This window comes from Nostoc punctiforme PCC 73102 (assembly GCF_000020025.1).
Lineage (GTDB): Bacteria > Cyanobacteriota > Cyanobacteriia > Cyanobacteriales > Nostocaceae > Nostoc > Nostoc punctiforme.
In genome coordinates, this window is sequence record NC_010628.1 from 5,407,208 (window position 1) to 5,423,077 (window position 15,870).

A 15,870-nucleotide genomic window follows, 5' to 3' on the forward strand; every position below is an offset into this window, starting at 1 on the left:
AATAGGTTTATTTAAAAGTTCTTTTGCGTCTAGCTGCCACTGCCTTACGTTTGCGTTTTTCAATGGGTGTTTCAAAGTGCCGATGATATTTTACATCAGCTAATATCCCAGCTTTGGAAACCTGACGTTTAAACCGACGCAAAGCTGAGTCTATTGCTTCATTCTCTCCAAGAATCACTTGTGTCATTCTTGCTTATTCCTCATAATCAACATTTTCCATTGTAATAGTAGCCTCAACCTTAGTAAAACCCCCCGTTCTAAAGTCATTATTAAGAGGCTATCTATCCAGATGACACGGATTATGTGTGCCTGTCGAACCTCAAATTGGCACTTAACTAAAAGTTAATTTAAGCGCTCTAATGCACTCTCAGCAATAGTAAAGTAGATAGAGAAATTATAATGTCAAATTTTCCTGACTGTAATAGAAATTGGCGATAAGTGTAGTTTTGGCTACCATCGTAATCCTAAGTTATTCGTGAGGCAGAAAATACCCAACTTCTGTGAAAAGTTGGGGAACTGTGACTTTCAATTCTCATTAATCAAATAAGATTGCTATCGCAACTATGAGAAAATTTGATTATATTTCAAAACTTTAAAAGTTGATTCTGCCCTCATTCAATAATTTATATCCGGCTGCTAATGCGCCAAAAGCAACAAATAGATTCCATAAGCTAGTCGATCTGAAAATTACTCCACCACTCAAGAAAACTAGTACTATCCCAATACCTAACAAAATCCATCCAAGCTGACTAGCTTCTCTGCGAAAAAACACCAATGTAAACACACCTGCCATAATCGCTAATACGGAAACTGTCGCTGGTAATCTGCTAGAAAAAGGTATGTAGTAACCGCTAACAAATATAATATTTTGACCAAAAAAGTACAACCCTGTGAAAAATAGGATTAAACCTATAAGTTTTATTAACAATCTGCCCATAATATTTTTATATTTTTAATATCTGAAGCCAATTTTAACCCGATTTGTAGGGGAATTTTTAAACCGCTACTAAATTTTACGTAAAATTGATTAAATTTAAGTGAATATACTGTATATCAGTCCAGACTGGCTAAAGATGTCAGTACAAGTAATGTTGATTACATGAAGTAGTCCTTGCCAGGGTGCGATCGAGGTGCTTTAATAGCGATGTCTGACGACAAGAAGTAAAGCTTCTACGCATTCCGCAAAATAGTTTTACTTACAAAATTATGTACAAGACGCGCAGCGACTCGACATCGCTGCTGGTGTTCATAAAATTACAGACTCAAAACATTAAACTCTAAAGATATGACAAGCTAGTAGCATATCTTTGACACTAAATTCTCCCAAAAGCCGAATAGGAGCATACATGGAGCCAATTATTGCTATAGTTTTAGCCCTTATAGGTTATGCATTAGGTTCTGCAAAACTGATTAATCAAGGAAATGAAGCCCTAGTCGAACGTTTGGGGCGGTATCATCGGAAACTTAAACCTGGGCTGAACTTTATTGTTCCCTTGGTAGATCAGATTGTGATGGAAGATACTACGCGAGAGCAGTTTACAGACATCAAACCTCAGAATGTGATCACCCAAGATAATATTTACGTAGAAGTGGATGCTATTGTATACTGGCGCATTCGAGATATTGAGAGAAGCTTTTACGCGATTGAGGATCTGCAAGGGGCATTAACACAGATAACTACAACTACGCTCCGAGAAATCATTGCCCAAAATACCCTAGAGCAGACCAACGTCTCTAGAGCAGAGATGGACTCAGCTATATTAGATCAGTTGAATAATGTAACGGCAGATTGGGGAGTTGAGATTCTCCGGTTAGATATTCAGAGAATTACCCTACCTGAAAGTGTGCGAAAGTCTAGAGAAGAGGAGCAAGCCGCCGTCATCAAAAAACGGGCGCTAATTACCGAAGCCGAAGGGGAAAAGGAAGCTGCTATTAAGAAAGCAGAAGGAACTATGGCTTCAGTGCAAATCATCTCCCAAGCTCTCCGTTCCAATCCAGATAGTAGAGACATTTTGCGGTATCTCGTGGCTCAAGATTATGTAGATGCTAGCCAAAAACTTGGTGAGAGCAGTAATGCCAAAATTGTCTTTGTCGACCCAGCTAACTCAAGTGAAATGTTTCAGGAGTTGATAGCCGAGTCAGTAACACAAGAAGGTAACGGCAAAAAAAACGAAGAACGGTAATACCTAGCAATCATGCTGTATAGGTTGTCTCAATAGGGCATCGGCTACTAGTGAAACATCGTGCATTTCTTGAACATCGTGAACTCGGAGGATATCAGCACCATTAAAAATAGCAGTACAACAAGCTGCTGCCGTTCCCCAAACTCGTGCTTTGGGATCTGGTTGATTTAAAATGCGACCAATGAAACTTTTACGGGATGCTCCTACCAAGATAGGACAATTGAGTGTTGTTAGCGATCGCAAGCCGCGGAAAATTTCTAAATTTTGCTCATAGTTCTTAGCAAAACCAATACCAGGATCAATAATAATTTTATCCAGATCAATGCCCGCAGTCGTTGCTGCCTGAACTTGGCGAGCCAAAAAACTAGAAATTTCACCGAGCAAATCTTGATAATCAGTCTGTTGTTGCATCGTCTGTGGTGTCCCACGGATGTGCATTAAAATTATCGGCACACTTAACTCTGCAACTGTCGGCAACATTTCTGAGTCAAAAGTGCCGCCAGAAATATCATTAATAATATCCGCTCCAGCTTCTACAGATGCCTTGGCTACAGCCGCACGGGTTGTATCTACAGAAATCGGGACTGAAATTTCTGGTCTTAGCACCTGTAACACCGATAACACCCGGTCAAGTTCCTCCGCCAGAGTTATTTGCTTTGCCCCTGGCCGAGTTGATTGACCGCCCACATCGATAATGTCAGCACCAGCAGCTACCAGTGCTTGCGCCTGCACTAAAGCCGCAGAGGTAGTGTTAAACTCACCCCCATCACTAAAGCTATCAGGCGTTACATTCAAAATACCCATCAAATAAGTTCGCTGTCCCCAATCGAAACAGCGTCCTCGAATTATTAAATTGCTTGGCATAAATCTACATTAGGCATTCCCATGCTCTGCATGGGAACGAAAATAAGGCACATTACACTAAGTGAAAATTCACAATCCGAGCGAAACTCTCCGGTTCTAAACTTGCTCCTCCGACTAAAACGCCATCGATTTCTGGTTGAGCCATGATTTCATCAATATTATTTGGCTTCACTGAGCCACCATATTGAATTGATACATTTGGATTACTCAACTGGCTCCGAATTAAGCCAATTATTCGATTAGCTTCCACTGCTTCACAAGTTTCACCAGTGCCAATTGCCCAAATTGGCTCGTAGGCAATCACCAAATTATTCTGATCGATATCTACCAAACCTTTGTCGAGTTGGAGAGCAATCAGTGATTCAGTTTCTCCTGCATCTCGTTGTTGTTTAGTTTCACCAACACAGAGAATTGGAGTCAAACCAAACCTTTGAGCAGTTCGGAGGCGCAGATTAACAGTTGCGTCCGTTTCACCAAAGTATTGCCGTCGTTCGCTATGACCGACAATCACAAAGCGCACACCGCTTTCTGTCAGCATCGGGCCAGAAATCTCACCCGTATAGGCTCCAAATTCTTCCCAATGGATATTTTGTGCCCCCAGTTGGATGAGGCTACCGTGCAAAGTCTTGGACAAAACGCTTAAATCAGTGAAAGGAGGACACAATATTACTTCTCGCCCTTGGGGGGTTTCCTCTAAGTGGGGCAAAAATCCTTGCAAAAACTCCTGAGTCTCTGCCTGGGTTTTGAACATTTTCCAGTTGCCGGCAATAACGATTTTCCGCACAGGTAATTTAGTCAAGATCCTAACGCGTTATTTAGATGCATTTTTCAGTTTATGACTTTTTGTTAGCCATTAGTCATTGGTCAAGAGTTATTCTCCTCTGCTCCACAAACCCCTGTTAAAAATAATTAGGATAAGAGACGGGGCTAATCAAATAAATCCCAAATCTCAAATTGATATGACTTCGACATTACCTGTGCCTGAACCTCATCAAAGCGATTCTGCTAACACTGACGCAAATTCTCTCAGTTGGGAGGAAGAACTGGATAGCGCTATTTTCAGTTTTGAAGACATTCAGACGGAACTGAACTATAAACAAGCACAAACGGCGCTGCGAAACTTAGTAGCCAATCTCGACCTCACCCCCCAAGAAAAAACCGGATTGGAAACGGAAATTGCTGATTTGGAAACCATGCTAGGGAAGTTAGACCGCATGGTGGTGCAGATTGCAGCTTTTGGCATGGTAGGGCGTGGTAAGTCTTCGCTACTCAATTCTTTGGTGGGACAAACAGTATTTGAAACAGGGCCGCTGCACGGTGTCACTCGGACTGCACAAACAGTTAATTGGAGTATTAGTGAGGAAGCGATTGGAGAAACTGAACGGGCTTTGCGGGTTACTCTCCCTGGTGTAGGTCAATCGCAGGTAAAATTAATTGATACTCCTGGGTTAGACGAAGTAGATGGTGCAACCCGTGCTGTGTTAGCCGAACAGATTGCGAAACAAGCAGATTTGATTCTGTTTGTAATCTCTGGCGATATGACAAAGCTAGAATACGCTGCCCTTTCTCAGTTGCGGGAAGCAGGTAAACCGATCATTCTAGTGTTTAACAAAGTAGACCAGTATCCAGAAGCAGACCGGATGGCAATTTATCACAAAATCCGCGATGAAAGGGTGCGGGAATTACTCACGCCTTTAGAGATTGTCATGGCTGCGGCATCGCCATTGGTGAAGACGGCGATTCGCCGCCCTGATGGTACTAGGGGCATACAGTTGCGTACAGGGAATGCCCAAGTTGAAGAACTGAAGCTGAAAATCTTGGAGATTCTGCACCGTGAGGGTAAAGCCTTGGTTGCTCTTAATACCATGCTTTATGCCGACGTTGTAAATGAGCAGTTAATCGAACGAAAACTGATGATTCGGGAACAGAATGCCAATCAGTTGATTTGGAAGGCTGTGATGACTAAAGCATTAGCGATCGCACTTAATCCTGTAACTGTGGTAGATATTCTGAGTAGTGTGGTCATTGATATTGCTCTGATTTTAGGTTTATCTAAGCTCTATGGCTTCTCCATGACCGAAGCTGGGGCTGTACAACTGCTACAAAAAATTGCCCTGAGTATGGGCGGCATCGGTGCTAGTGAATTGTTAGCAAATTTGGGTTTGAGTGGATTAAAAACTTTACTTGGTATCTCTGCAACAGCTACCGCAGGTGTTGCCCTTGGCCCTTATATATCGGTGGCAGTCACGCAAGGGGGAGTAGCTGGTGTTTCTTCTTACGGTATTGGGCAAGTTACCAAAGTTTATTTAGCCAATGGCGCAACTTGGGGGCCTGATGGGCCGAAAGCAGTGATTAATCGCATTTTGGCAAACCTGGATGAGACTTCTATCCTTAATCGGATTAAGGATGAATTGTTGCATAAGGTAAGGCTGAGGAAATGAGGGGGATGAAGGAGATAAGGGAGAAATAACCAATGCCCCATAACTAATGACTAATCAAATATTGAAATCGTTGATCTTGTCGAATGTTGTCAAAATCAGTATCAGTTTTTGCTGTCTCTCGGTATTTAGGATTTAAGTTGATAGATTGTTGCAAATTCTCTATTGCCAAATCGACATTCCCTAGTAAACCATAACAGCAAGCTTTGTTGTACCAAGCATTGTCTTTGTCAGGTTTGATTTTCAGGGCTTCGTCAAAAGAGGCGATCGCTTCTTCTAATCTTTCCAATTTTACTAGCGCATAGCCCCAGTTGTTCCAAGCTTGGTGGTCGTCAGATTTGATTTTTATCGCTTGGTCAAAAGAGGCGATCGCTTCTTCTAATCTTCCCAATTCAACTAGCGCAGTACCCCGGTTGTACCAAGCTTCGTGGTAGTCGGGTTTGAAATTGAGGGCTTGGTCAAAAGAGGCGATCGCTTCTTCTAATCTTCCCAAATTAAATAGCGCAATGCCCCGGTTGTACCAAGCTTGGTGGTCGTCGGGTTTGAAATTGAGGGCTTGGTCATAAGAGGCGATCGCTTCTTCTAATCTTCCCAATTCAACTAGCGCAATGCCCCGGTTGTTCCAAGCATTGTCTTTGTCGGGTTTGAAATTGAGGGCTTGGTCATAAGAGGCGATCGCTTCTTCTAATCTTCCCAAATTAAATAGCGCAATGCCCCGGTTGTACCAAGCTTGGTGGTCGTCGGGTTTGAAATTGAGGGCTTGGTCATAAGAGGCGATCGCTTCTTCTAATCTTCCCAAATTAAATAGCGCAATGCCCCGGTTGTACCAAGCTTGGTGGTCGTCGGGTTTGAAATTGAGGGCTTGGTCATAAGAGGCGATCGCTTCTTCTAATCTTCCCAAATTAAATAGCGCATTGCCTTTAGCAAACAAAATGTCAGAGGAATCAGGTGTAAAAGTGAGAGCTTTGTTTAAGCAACGTAGTGCATCTTGATAGCGTTTTGAGTTGATTAAATTCCAGCTAAAACTCAACAGAGAAGCTTTAATTTCTTGGTGTTTCTCTGCTAGCTGCAAAATTAACCGGGTGAAGCGTAATGTGTATTCCCCTGCTTCTACTTGCTTTGGTTTCGCCTCAATTTGCCCATCACGGGGTTCTAGGATACGTTCAGCTGAAATCAGATAATTGGTAGCTTTGCGTATTTGCCAATAATACCAAAGTCGCCGCCAGAAATTCCCAGCCGCTAACATCCGTGCAGTCGGCTCCACTGTGAAGCGATAAAGTGGAATGTCGAATTGTTGCAGCAAGTCCACGGCATCATAAATGTAGCGGCTTACAGAGTATTTTTCTACTGCCTTCTTGTAACGTTTTTCCCAAGTGTCTTTTAGGGTGTGGCGGTAATTATTTACTGTCAAAGGCAAGCTTTCATTTTGCAGGCGTTGGAAATTCTCGACTACGTTTCTAAAGGTGCTGTCATTACACCTAGCTAGTTCAGGATATTGGTCTGCTTCCGCTTTAATGTCAGTCTCAGAAACCGTTGCTGCTAACATCGCAATGATGGCATCATCTTCTGGTTGCGGCAATTCATAACTTTTAAATCGGTTCCACAGCTTAGAATATTTATTCCATTGCAGTTTTTCCCAAGGACTGGGTTTTCCAGGATCTTCGGAGTGTGTTTCATTTCGGGCGGTGGCGATGACGCGGATTTCTGTCGGTTCGCATAACTCTTCATACTTATTCAAAGCTTGCAACAGCCTTTCTTGCAAGGGGACTTGAAACCGTTCTGCGAGACTTTTCTCGGCTTCTGGGGATATTTCGTGGCGGCTGGCATACATTTTTTGATTGAGATCGTCAAAGAAAAATAGCAACTTGCGGTTTGTGCCAATCTCTTTGGGCATAGCCGCCGGAATATCTAGCCATTCTCCTAACTTGAGGTAAAGCACCGTCCAGCCTTCTTGGTTGAGATGCTTGGCTAACTCTGCTGCTTCCCGTGTTTTGCCTAATCCCGTGCGTCCTAAAATCAATATCCAGCGATCTTCTTCTAACTGCCGCTTTAGCTCATTGCAAATGTGACGATTTGGTACACGTTGTTGGTAAACTATGTTTCTATCAGCCAAAGGATCGTCATCTTTACCACCCAAAATTCGCTGCATCAGGTCTTGACTCTTGGGTGTAATCACCTCAAAAGCAAAAGTTTTATCGGGAATGCGCCGCTGGCGGTGTCGCCAGATGAGCCACCACAAAACACCCACAATCGCAGGGAACGCACCTGAGAGCAGGTTGTTAATAAAGTCTTTGTTGTTGATGTAAAAATCTACAATTGGCTGAAGAAGGTTAAACACGCAGTTTATTTTGAGCGATCGCTACCTAATTGCTCCTTAGTCACAGTGTAGTTCTTCTTAGCGCTTGCTATGAAGCCCTTAGCTTGTAAAAATAACTGCTGCTTCAGCCGTATTTTAGTATTAGTTTAGCGATCGAAGCCAAGTTTTTGACCTTTTAACTCGGCAGTTCGACCTTTTAACTCGGAAGTTCGACCTTTTAACTCGGAAGTTCGACCTTTTAACTCGGCAGTTCGACCTTTTAGCTCGGCAGTTCGACCTTTTAGCTCGGCAGTTCGACCTTTTAACTCGGAACTTGAGCTTCTGAACTCAAAATATCAAATTCTACACTCAAATTCCAAGCTTCTAAGTTGTAACTTTCAACCTTTTAGGTAAAATTGCTGTGAAATTTTTTCCACTATTAATGCTTAGGGCTGCACTTTTCGAGATTTACAAAAGAAATTGCGCCTTCATCAACTTTAGACATCTCCAGAAATTAATTATGCGTTACCTGAAACCCTTGTAGAGACGTTGCAATGCAACGTCTCTACATTCTTTTTCGGAGATGTCTTTTTAATTTCTACCTTTAAAAGAGTTTAGCCATTCTTGAACTTGTTCGCGGGCAATATCACGCCCTCCAAGACCAAAAGCTAGAGCAATAGCAACTGCGATCGCACCTAATAAGAGTCCAAAGGCTAAATTCACGATATCACTGGCAACTCCAATCTGTTGCAGTGCCATTGCAGAGACTAAAGCAATAATGGAAATCCGCGCTACTTGTCCCAAAATCTCTGCCTGACGTTCGCCGGAACTGGTAATGATATTAAAAGCTAGATTTGCCAGGAATAAGCCAATCGCAAATATCACCAATCCCGCCAAAATCCGCCCGAATATGATCACAATACCAGACACTAATGCTGTCAGGGCTGGAATATTCAAGATATTCACCGCCGCCACCGTTGCAAACAGCATGATACCCACTAAGGCAACAATACCCACAATTTCCGATGGAGTGCGGCTTGGAGTATAGGCAGTTGTTGGTTCAGTTGAAATTTCGATGCGTCTGCTGGGTGTTGTCAGACCCAAAATAGTGAAAATGTTGTTAAAGCCTAAATTGGTGAGGATACTTGTAACCAAATCCGCGATAAATCGCCCTATGAAATAGGCAACAATCAAAATTGCTACGGCTGTAAAGATGGCAGGGAGGGCGTTAAGAATCTGTTGCAGCATTGCGATCGCTGGGACAGATATCGCATCAATTCGCAAAGCATTAAGCGCTGCGATCGCCACAGGAATCAAAATCAAAACATAGACAATTGTGCCGAGAATACTCGATAAAGGTTGCACCCCCGCAGCCGCAGATAATCCTAAGCGACTACCTAAATGGTCAATCCCAGTTGTCGCCAATAAGTTCGTTACAATCCGTCGCACCACATTAGCTATAAACCAACCAACTACGGCAATTAGCGCCGCCGCTAAAATGTTCGGCAAAACTAGCAGAACTTGTGTAATTAGAGCTTGTACTGGTTGTAGAGCTTGCCTTAGTCCGAGAGTATCTAAAATTGGGGCGAGAAACAGTAAAAATATAAACCAATACAGAGCATTACCAATGGTCTCACTCAGAGACAACTGATTCAGGCTGGGTGCGCTGTCTTCTGGTTCTGGATTTAAACGCTCATCCAGATTAAATGCCTGTAACGATCGCACAGTGATAATCTTGACAATAGTCGCTAAAAACCAGGCGGTTGCCAAAAGAATTCCCGCACCAACCAAATTTGGCAAAAAGCCAATAAGTTGATTGAGAAAATTATTGAGGGGTCGAGAGGCTACCTCCAGATCCAATGTCTGTAAAACAGCTACCGCCGTCAATAGGATAATGCTCCAAAAAACTAAGCTGGAGATTAATTTCTCCACTTGGGGAACGTTTTGACGACCCGTTACTCCTGCGGCAATGCGATTATCTATGTTTGTGCGATTGAGGATTCCTCGCGTCACCGCAGCTGCGATCGCCGCAATTAGCCAACCTACTAACAAAATTGCTACTGCCCCCAAGAGACGGGGCGTAAACAGAATTATCTGTTGAACAATACCTTGTACATCAGCGATTCCTTGATTCACTGCTGGTTGTATCGGTTGCAGGCTGGGCGATTGTGCCAAAAATTGCTGCACCTTCATGGGTAAACCAACTTCTATCACCTGGATTATTCCTTGCCAAGTTGTGTTCATGGTTTTCGGGAATTAAGCTTAAGTATTCGCCGCAAACACTGAGTAAGTGTTTTGCCTATAAATTTACCAGTAAACACATACATATAATATTGATATCAAGAGTAATTTTTGACTTTGTTACTAAATATTTGATTTAATCTACCGACAATGGCGAATTTTGCGTTACTCTAATTGCAGCAACAGCATCGAAGATGTGGAATGCCTCAAGTTTTAGAACAATCGATTCAAATTAATGCTACAGCTACGGTAGTAGAGCGTTGTATTAGCGATTTAGCTCTCATGCAACGCTGGCTTAACCCTGTACTCCGTTGCGAACCTGTGAGTGAATCTTGGAGTACTGATGTCGGTAGTGAAAGTCGTTTTATCATTCAAATTCCTCTACTGAAACCTACGTTGAATAGCGTAGTTGTGGAACGACAACCGGGTTTGGTAGTCTGGGAATTTAAGGGATTTTTCCAAGGACGCGATCGCTGGGAATGTCAACCCACAGAAAAGGGAACGCTCCTACTAAACCGTTTTGAGTTCGATATTCCTAACCCCTTAGTCAGTTGGGGTTTCAATACCTTTGCCGCATCTTGGACAAAAGAAGATATGCAAGCCCAACTCCGCCGCCTGAAACGAGTCGCAGAAAATTCGTAATTGGGCATTGGGAATTGGGCATTGGGCATTGGTTCATCTCCCCCTGCTCCCCTGCTCCCCTGCCCTCTTCCCTAATCCCTCCCCAATTCCGTAAGTAGCCGCCGAATTACTGATGCATCCTGGGCATCAGGAACTTTTGCTAAATAATGTTGTAAATCGTTTACGGCTTGGGGGTAGTTACCAAGTTGATAGGAGATTAAGCCGCGATCGCGCAATTCTAAAGTTAAATTAGGAAACAGCAACAAAATTCGTTCAATCGCTGCTAGGGTTTTTTCTAACTCTTGTTGTTTGAGGTAAATAAATTTTATATTTGTCAGCATCCGTGCCAAAAATTGCCGATTACTGACTACGGCTAAAAATTCTGGTTGTAGCGTCACAGTTTGCTGATAAATTTGAGACAGCCTTTCTTCGCAATCTTGAGCAAATATTATTTCACCGCCATTGAAGGCATCCACAAAAATTTCTATATCTGGAATATTTGGGCGGATTAAGAAATGCCCTGGCATCCCCACACCCACCATCGGGAAATCAATCCTTCTAGCAACCTCTAGGTAAACCAACGCCAAGGTAATAGGAATCCCTAATCGGCGGTCAATTACATCATTGAAAAAACTGTTGCGTGGGTCGTAATAGTCAATTTTATTACCAGAAAACTTTAAATCATCGTATAGATACTGATTAATACTTTGAACTATCCGCAAAGGATATCGTGAGTCAGGCAGGCGTTCTTGAAGCTCCCATGCCATTGTATCAAGGGCGTTGAGGTATTCCTCTGGGTCTAGCTTAGGATATTCTTCTTGGGCAATATACAAAGCTGCCTTTGCTAAGTCAATTTGCTCGTCAGACTGCTGAATCTCTTGGTAAAAATATTGTCGCGCTGACGAGAAATTCATAAGCTTTTGCTCCGTGTAAGTGTAAGGATGAAGCCGCAGCTTGGCTAAGAGCAGTTTTTTGTATCTATACTTTATCTTATGGATATTCAGAATTTTTGGAATATGTACTTATTCAGGGCATGAAAATAGGTTAGTGTAGCTTTTTATAAACAGGACTTACGCAACTGGCACAAATAGCGGCCAGGGCGCAGCCTTGACACGCGACAATTTAAATCAAACCAAGCACATAAGAATACTTGGGCGTTTCAGTTGCTGAATTAAATAATTAGAAAGCAAGTTATGCTTGATTTGATAGATAGTTTGGCCAGTTCTATAGGCTAAATTCTTTAACCTAACCCAAACCAACATTGCACAAGCAATATGATTTCTTTGAAGCCTAGCTTTCCGGCACTGACAAGATTCAATGCCAGTTAGTTGTTTAATTTCCCTGTGAAACTCCTCTATGTTCCAACGAATTTTACACACCTCTTGTACAACATCCGTGGAACTTTGAGATAAATCGTTAGTGGCGACATAATCCGTTCTGTTGGTAGAAACAGTAACCCGGAATAGTTTCACTTTTTTATTAGCTGGGAACCCTTTAATTTTTATGATTTTACCACAGTCTAATTCTTCTTGGTTCCATTCTAATAATTCAATCCGTTTATATTTTTTTATCAAAAGTATCATCAACTAACGATATTTTTAAGGCATATAATTTGTCTAAGCTATCAATATATAGCATTAAACTGTGTACCGCATACCATGTATCCATCAAAACAGTATCAAATGGTAAAAACTTATGATACATAAGGCTTTGGAGCATGTCTTTCACATGGTCTATCTTAGTTTTGCCATCGACATCAGGATTAAAATTCGATAATCTATGACCCAAAATCTTTGAAGTGTAGGGTTGATATACACGCAGTTAACTACACCAATGCCTTTAAGGACACCATGCTCATTACCACTATATTGTCTTCTGACTATTTCTATTTCTTCAGAATACCTTTTATCTAAAACGCTATCATCAAATATTATGTAACCATTGTCATCAGGTTCAACTAGGTCTTTCACGTTATCCCATAGTAAACGAGGTGTTAATTTCTCTCTTTTCAAATAATAGTTAATGGCATCATGACTAATACTCTCTAAATGCTCTGCCAAATTGGTAATTGTATAATTAATTTGACTACTTAATAAGTATTGGCAGTAACTAAGCTTAGTAAATCTCATTACCGTTAGCAAATTTATCTAATACAACTTCTACCTATTTTCTCATGAATATTTCATGCTTTGCTTCCAAGACAGCGACTTCTATTACGAAGACAAGGCTTTCAAAATCAGATTTAATTAATACTCATGTACTATCAACTGGCGATCGCATTGTGCCAGTTGCGTAAGTCCTGTTGCTGAATCCAGATTTTCTCATCAATAATATCTAAATGGAGAACAGACCCATATATCCGGTCTTGATCGCGCCAACCTACATAAATTAATTGATAACGATCGCGTTCTGTATCAAAAATTATTTGGGCTTGAATGCGATTATCCCAAACAGTACTAGCGTTTTGTTGAAGCAAATTTTTAATATATTGTCGATATTCGTCTAGCTTTGCCATTGTGCGATCGCCTCTTTATCAATATCTCAACAGATACTCCTGATAACTTGCAGAAATTCCTTTAGTACAGGTGTCATATCTTCTTCCCGCCACACTACAGCCGTTTCTACTAATGGTGTTTTTTCTTTTAAAGCACGATACACTACACCAGTCCTCTGAAGATTTTGTAATGAAGACGGTGCGATCGCAATCCCCATTCCCGCCGAAACCAATCCGATAATCGTCTGCATCTGAATCGCTTCTTGAGTCACTTTCGGGCTGAAATTTCCTTGCTGACAAAGAATTACGATTTGGTCGTAAAGCCCTGGGCCTAAATGGCGAGGGAACATGATAAAGTTTTCGTTTACTAGCGATCGCACTGAAATCTTTTCCTGTTCAGCTAAGGGATGAGTTTCCAACATAGCCACAATTAAAGCTTCTTGCTGAATGCACTCTTGATTGAGTGTGTTGTCTTCTAACGGTGGATGGGCAAAGCCTACATGGATGCGATGTTCTTGTAGCGCTTGCTCCTGCTGATTTGTGGTTAATTCTTGCAAAATCAACTCTACTTGTGGAAACTGTTCTCGAAACCGTCGCAAAATTACAGGAAGCAAATCGTAAGTTACCAAACTGGTAAACCCGATTCGCAATTGTCCCTTCTCACCTCTTCCCGTCCGTTGGGTTAGCTCAATTGCTTTTTGGAGTTGAGCTAAAAGTTGATAAGCTTCTTGCAAAAATACTTGTCCAGCTTCCGTTAACTGCACCTGTCGCTTGGTTTTACGCTGAAACAGTTCTACTCCCAATTGTGTTTCTAGTTGCTGAATTTGCTGGCTTAAGGGCGGTTGAGCAATGTGCAATCGCTCGGCGGCTCTACTGAAGTGCAGTTCCTCAGCTACAGCAATAAAGTAGCGCAGATGTCGCAATTCCATTTTTTTGATATTTTATAAGTTTCAATTCTCTATAAATATATATTGGACATCTCAAAATTACCTACCTATGATACTCATACAGATATCTTAGGGAGTCAAAGTTATGCCAGAAAGGTATACTCCAGGCTATTCAAGTAATGCGACGAATTTCATGGCAAAACGTAGCTTAGATACTCATGGCGCGTTTTTCAAGCCTTATTTACGTCCAGGGACGAAATTGTTAAATTGTGGTTGCGGGACTGGGACGATCGCTTTGGGTTTAGCAAAAGCGATCACTCCTGGTACGCTTACAGGTATCGCGGCTAAGTGTCCAAGTAGTGTTGCGGCTGAGAATGTCTACTTCGCCAGTTTGCAAAGCTGTAAACCGTTCTTTGGAATTGAGATTGCGAAATTCTACTGCATCTGGGTTATCAAAATAAAGCTGCGGCGATCGCACGACAGACATCTACATCAATACCGCTATACTTACCATCAGTTCCCACAAAGCTAAACCCTGTCACTTCACCACTGACACTGCAAATTACCTGACCACGACTTTTAATATTATCCCAGCGATTTCGAGTTGCTGGTGCAGGTGCATTAATACCTGGAGTGCCGGGTGTACTTGCTGTTTGACTTGAATTTTCACCACAAGCCGCGATCGCTAGAATTAAAGCTGATTTACGCATAAAGTTCATTGATATCGATAATAATAAATATATTGCTCACTACAATCATTACATAAAAAGAATTTGTTGCTTGTAATATAAAACTTTACCAGCTATCATGCTATATTTTTTCGCTTTTAAAAACGGTAATTTAAGTTTTTACTTATTTGTTTAAAAGCCTCAAATGGGAAGTATAAATCTCTCAAATCGGCTTGATATTCCAAGTTTTATTTAAAATTTTTCCATTTACTGTACTTGATATAGCAATGTATTCATTAAACCTGAAAGATAATATTAAAATTTAAGTTAATTAGTTTCATACACTTCACTGGATAAAATTTATAAAAACGCATTCAGCACTTTTTTGATAATGATCAAGAGAACCCAAGAAAATATAATTCACAAGCGAGCATAAAACTCTATTTCTCCTATCTTCAATGCCTAATACCCAATGCCCGATGCCCTAATTGCATACTTTGATGCGATCGGAAGTAGCCACACCAACCTAAAGAACTACCCCTAGCAGGTTAAACTAGGTCTGGTAACAACTGCTCCACCGTTCCTTATGAGGCTTTTATGGGAGCTAACCTCAAACAGATTGCCAACTATTTAGACAACCTTGGTTGGGACTACCGTTTTGATGATGAAGAAGACCGGATAATAACAGGTGTAGAAGCTGATAACCTAGAAGATTTTCTGATAGTTGTCCAGTTGGATGAAGAGGGAAAATTTTTTCGGGTATTTGCCCCCCAAGTTCTGTCAGGAATTCAAGACCACCCTCACAAGGGAGTTATCCTACAGACGATGCTTGCTATTTCCTGGGAAACCAAAATGTTGCAGTGGGAGTATGACCCTTCCGATGGTGAAATTCGTGCCATTATTGAGTTTCCTTTAGAAGACTCGATTCTCACAGAAAAGCAATTTCACCGTTGTCTGAGTGGGCTAATTCAGATTGTAGATGGTATAGCGATACCTCGCCTAAAAGAAGTCATGGCAACAGGTCTTGACCCGGGAAATATAGAACTTGGGGAAAGACTGTTACTTAGTATCCAAGAAGAAGCTCCAGGATTGTTAGATTTACTGGAAAAAGCAATGGAAGCGCGAAAAAAGCGAGGAACTTTTCCCAGCGAGTGAGACGGATCGTTGCTTAAATAGCT

13 protein-coding genes and 2 pseudogenes are annotated in these 15,870 nt (G+C 41.7%); 4 read left to right on the forward strand and 11 right to left on the reverse strand.

From position 1 onward, the window contains the following. Positions 1–7: 7 nt before the first annotated feature. Both rpsU and NPUN_RS21810 read right to left on the reverse strand, forming a co-directional pair. A complete protein-coding gene (rpsU, locus tag NPUN_RS21805) occupies positions 8–187 on the reverse strand; it encodes a 30S ribosomal protein S21 (protein ID WP_012410658.1) in 180 nt (59 codons plus the stop codon). Positions 188–592: 405 nt separating this feature from the next. Then, positions 593–937: a hypothetical protein gene (locus NPUN_RS21810; RefSeq protein WP_012410659.1), complete on the reverse strand. Its 345-nt coding sequence runs from the start codon at positions 935–937 to the stop codon at positions 593–595. 409 nt (positions 938–1,346) lie between these two features. Here NPUN_RS21810 and NPUN_RS21815 point away from each other — a divergent pair, with 409 nt between their 5' ends. Further along, positions 1,347–2,183, forward strand: a complete 837-nt coding sequence (locus NPUN_RS21815) for an SPFH domain-containing protein (protein WP_012410660.1) — start codon at positions 1,347–1,349, stop codon at positions 2,181–2,183. Between the two features lie 3 nt (positions 2,184–2,186). Here NPUN_RS21815 and folP read toward each other — a convergent pair whose 3' ends face one another. Both folP and tpiA read right to left on the reverse strand, forming a co-directional pair. Further along, entirely contained in the window at positions 2,187–3,047 is an 861-nt protein-coding gene (gene folP / locus NPUN_RS21820; protein WP_012410661.1) for a dihydropteroate synthase, read from the reverse strand. Positions 3,048–3,099: 52 nt separating this feature from the next. Then, on the reverse strand, positions 3,100–3,831 hold the full coding sequence (tpiA, locus tag NPUN_RS21825; protein WP_012410662.1) for a triose-phosphate isomerase: 732 nt from the start codon (positions 3,829–3,831) through the stop codon (positions 3,100–3,102). 175 nt (positions 3,832–4,006) lie between these two features. Here tpiA and NPUN_RS21830 point away from each other — a divergent pair, with 175 nt between their 5' ends. Beyond that, positions 4,007–5,488, forward strand: a complete 1,482-nt coding sequence (locus NPUN_RS21830; RefSeq protein ID WP_012410663.1) for a GTP-binding protein — start codon at positions 4,007–4,009, stop codon at positions 5,486–5,488. A 43-nt stretch (positions 5,489–5,531) separates the two neighbouring features. Here the strand turns inward: NPUN_RS21830 and NPUN_RS21835 are convergent, their stop codons facing one another. Together NPUN_RS21835 and NPUN_RS21840 are read right to left on the reverse strand one after the other, a co-directional pair. Then, on the reverse strand, positions 5,532–7,823 hold the full coding sequence (locus NPUN_RS21835) for a tetratricopeptide repeat protein (protein WP_012410664.1): 2,292 nt from the start codon (positions 7,821–7,823) through the stop codon (positions 5,532–5,534). 549 nt (positions 7,824–8,372) lie between these two features. Then, positions 8,373–10,025 carry a mechanosensitive ion channel gene (locus NPUN_RS21840; protein WP_012410665.1) on the reverse strand — a complete coding sequence of 551 codons (1,653 nt, stop codon included), beginning with the start codon at positions 10,023–10,025 and terminating at the stop codon, positions 8,373–8,375. Positions 10,026–10,223: 198 nt separating this feature from the next. On the opposite strand from NPUN_RS21840, the gene NPUN_RS21845 reads away from it, so the two are divergent. Beyond that, a complete protein-coding gene (locus NPUN_RS21845; protein ID WP_012410666.1) occupies positions 10,224–10,664 on the forward strand; it encodes an SRPBCC family protein in 441 nt (146 codons plus the stop codon). 71 nt (positions 10,665–10,735) lie between these two features. On the opposite strand, the gene NPUN_RS21850 is transcribed toward NPUN_RS21845, so the two are convergent. The 5 genes and pseudogenes from NPUN_RS21850 to NPUN_RS21875 all read right to left on the reverse strand — a co-directional run. Further along, positions 10,736–11,557 carry a SirB1 family protein gene (locus NPUN_RS21850; RefSeq protein ID WP_012410667.1) on the reverse strand — a complete coding sequence of 274 codons (822 nt, stop codon included), beginning with the start codon at positions 11,555–11,557 and terminating at the stop codon, positions 10,736–10,738. 213 nt (positions 11,558–11,770) lie between these two features. Further along, positions 11,771–12,772 (reverse strand): annotated as a pseudogene (locus NPUN_RS39335) (IS701 family transposase). A gap of 134 nt (positions 12,773–12,906) precedes the next feature. Next, positions 12,907–13,158: an element excision factor XisI family protein gene (locus NPUN_RS21865; protein WP_012410669.1), complete on the reverse strand. Its 252-nt coding sequence runs from the start codon at positions 13,156–13,158 to the stop codon at positions 12,907–12,909. A 26-nt stretch (positions 13,159–13,184) separates the two neighbouring features. After that, entirely contained in the window at positions 13,185–14,066 is an 882-nt protein-coding gene (locus NPUN_RS21870) for a LysR family transcriptional regulator (protein WP_012410670.1), read from the reverse strand. A gap of 292 nt (positions 14,067–14,358) precedes the next feature. Continuing rightward, positions 14,359–14,734 (reverse strand): annotated as a pseudogene (locus NPUN_RS21875) (transporter substrate-binding domain-containing protein); the annotation flags it as partial. 555 nt (positions 14,735–15,289) lie between these two features. On the opposite strand from NPUN_RS21875, the gene NPUN_RS21880 reads away from it, so the two are divergent. Further along, complete coding sequence (locus tag NPUN_RS21880; protein WP_012410671.1) at positions 15,290–15,847, forward strand: hypothetical protein; 558 nt, start codon at positions 15,290–15,292, stop codon at positions 15,845–15,847. Positions 15,848–15,870: the final 23 nt, after the last annotated feature.

What these genes read in the sequence shown, in the direction of transcription:
- NPUN_RS21845 (WP_012410666.1), top strand. Translation starts at nt 10,224, where the DNA reads ATGCCTCAAGTTTTAGAACAATCGATTCAAATTAATGCTACAGCTACG.
- NPUN_RS21870 (WP_012410670.1), bottom strand. Translation starts at nt 14,066, where the DNA reads ATGGAATTGCGACATCTGCGCTACTTTATTGCTGTAGCTGAGGAACTG.
- NPUN_RS21815 (WP_012410660.1), top strand. Translation starts at nt 1,347, where the DNA reads ATGGAGCCAATTATTGCTATAGTTTTAGCCCTTATAGGTTATGCATTA.
- rpsU (WP_012410658.1), bottom strand. Translation starts at nt 187, where the DNA reads ATGACACAAGTGATTCTTGGAGAGAATGAAGCAATAGACTCAGCTTTG.
- NPUN_RS21865 (WP_012410669.1), bottom strand. Translation starts at nt 13,158, where the DNA reads ATGGCAAAGCTAGACGAATATCGACAATATATTAAAAATTTGCTTCAA.
- folP (WP_012410661.1), bottom strand. Translation starts at nt 3,047, where the DNA reads ATGCCAAGCAATTTAATAATTCGAGGACGCTGTTTCGATTGGGGACAG.
- NPUN_RS21850 (WP_012410667.1), bottom strand. Translation starts at nt 11,557, where the DNA reads ATGAATTTCTCGTCAGCGCGACAATATTTTTACCAAGAGATTCAGCAG.
- NPUN_RS21810 (WP_012410659.1), bottom strand. Translation starts at nt 937, where the DNA reads ATGGGCAGATTGTTAATAAAACTTATAGGTTTAATCCTATTTTTCACA.
- NPUN_RS21840 (WP_012410665.1), bottom strand. Translation starts at nt 10,025, where the DNA reads ATGAACACAACTTGGCAAGGAATAATCCAGGTGATAGAAGTTGGTTTA.
- NPUN_RS21830 (WP_012410663.1), top strand. Translation starts at nt 4,007, where the DNA reads ATGACTTCGACATTACCTGTGCCTGAACCTCATCAAAGCGATTCTGCT.
- NPUN_RS21880 (WP_012410671.1), top strand. Translation starts at nt 15,290, where the DNA reads ATGGGAGCTAACCTCAAACAGATTGCCAACTATTTAGACAACCTTGGT.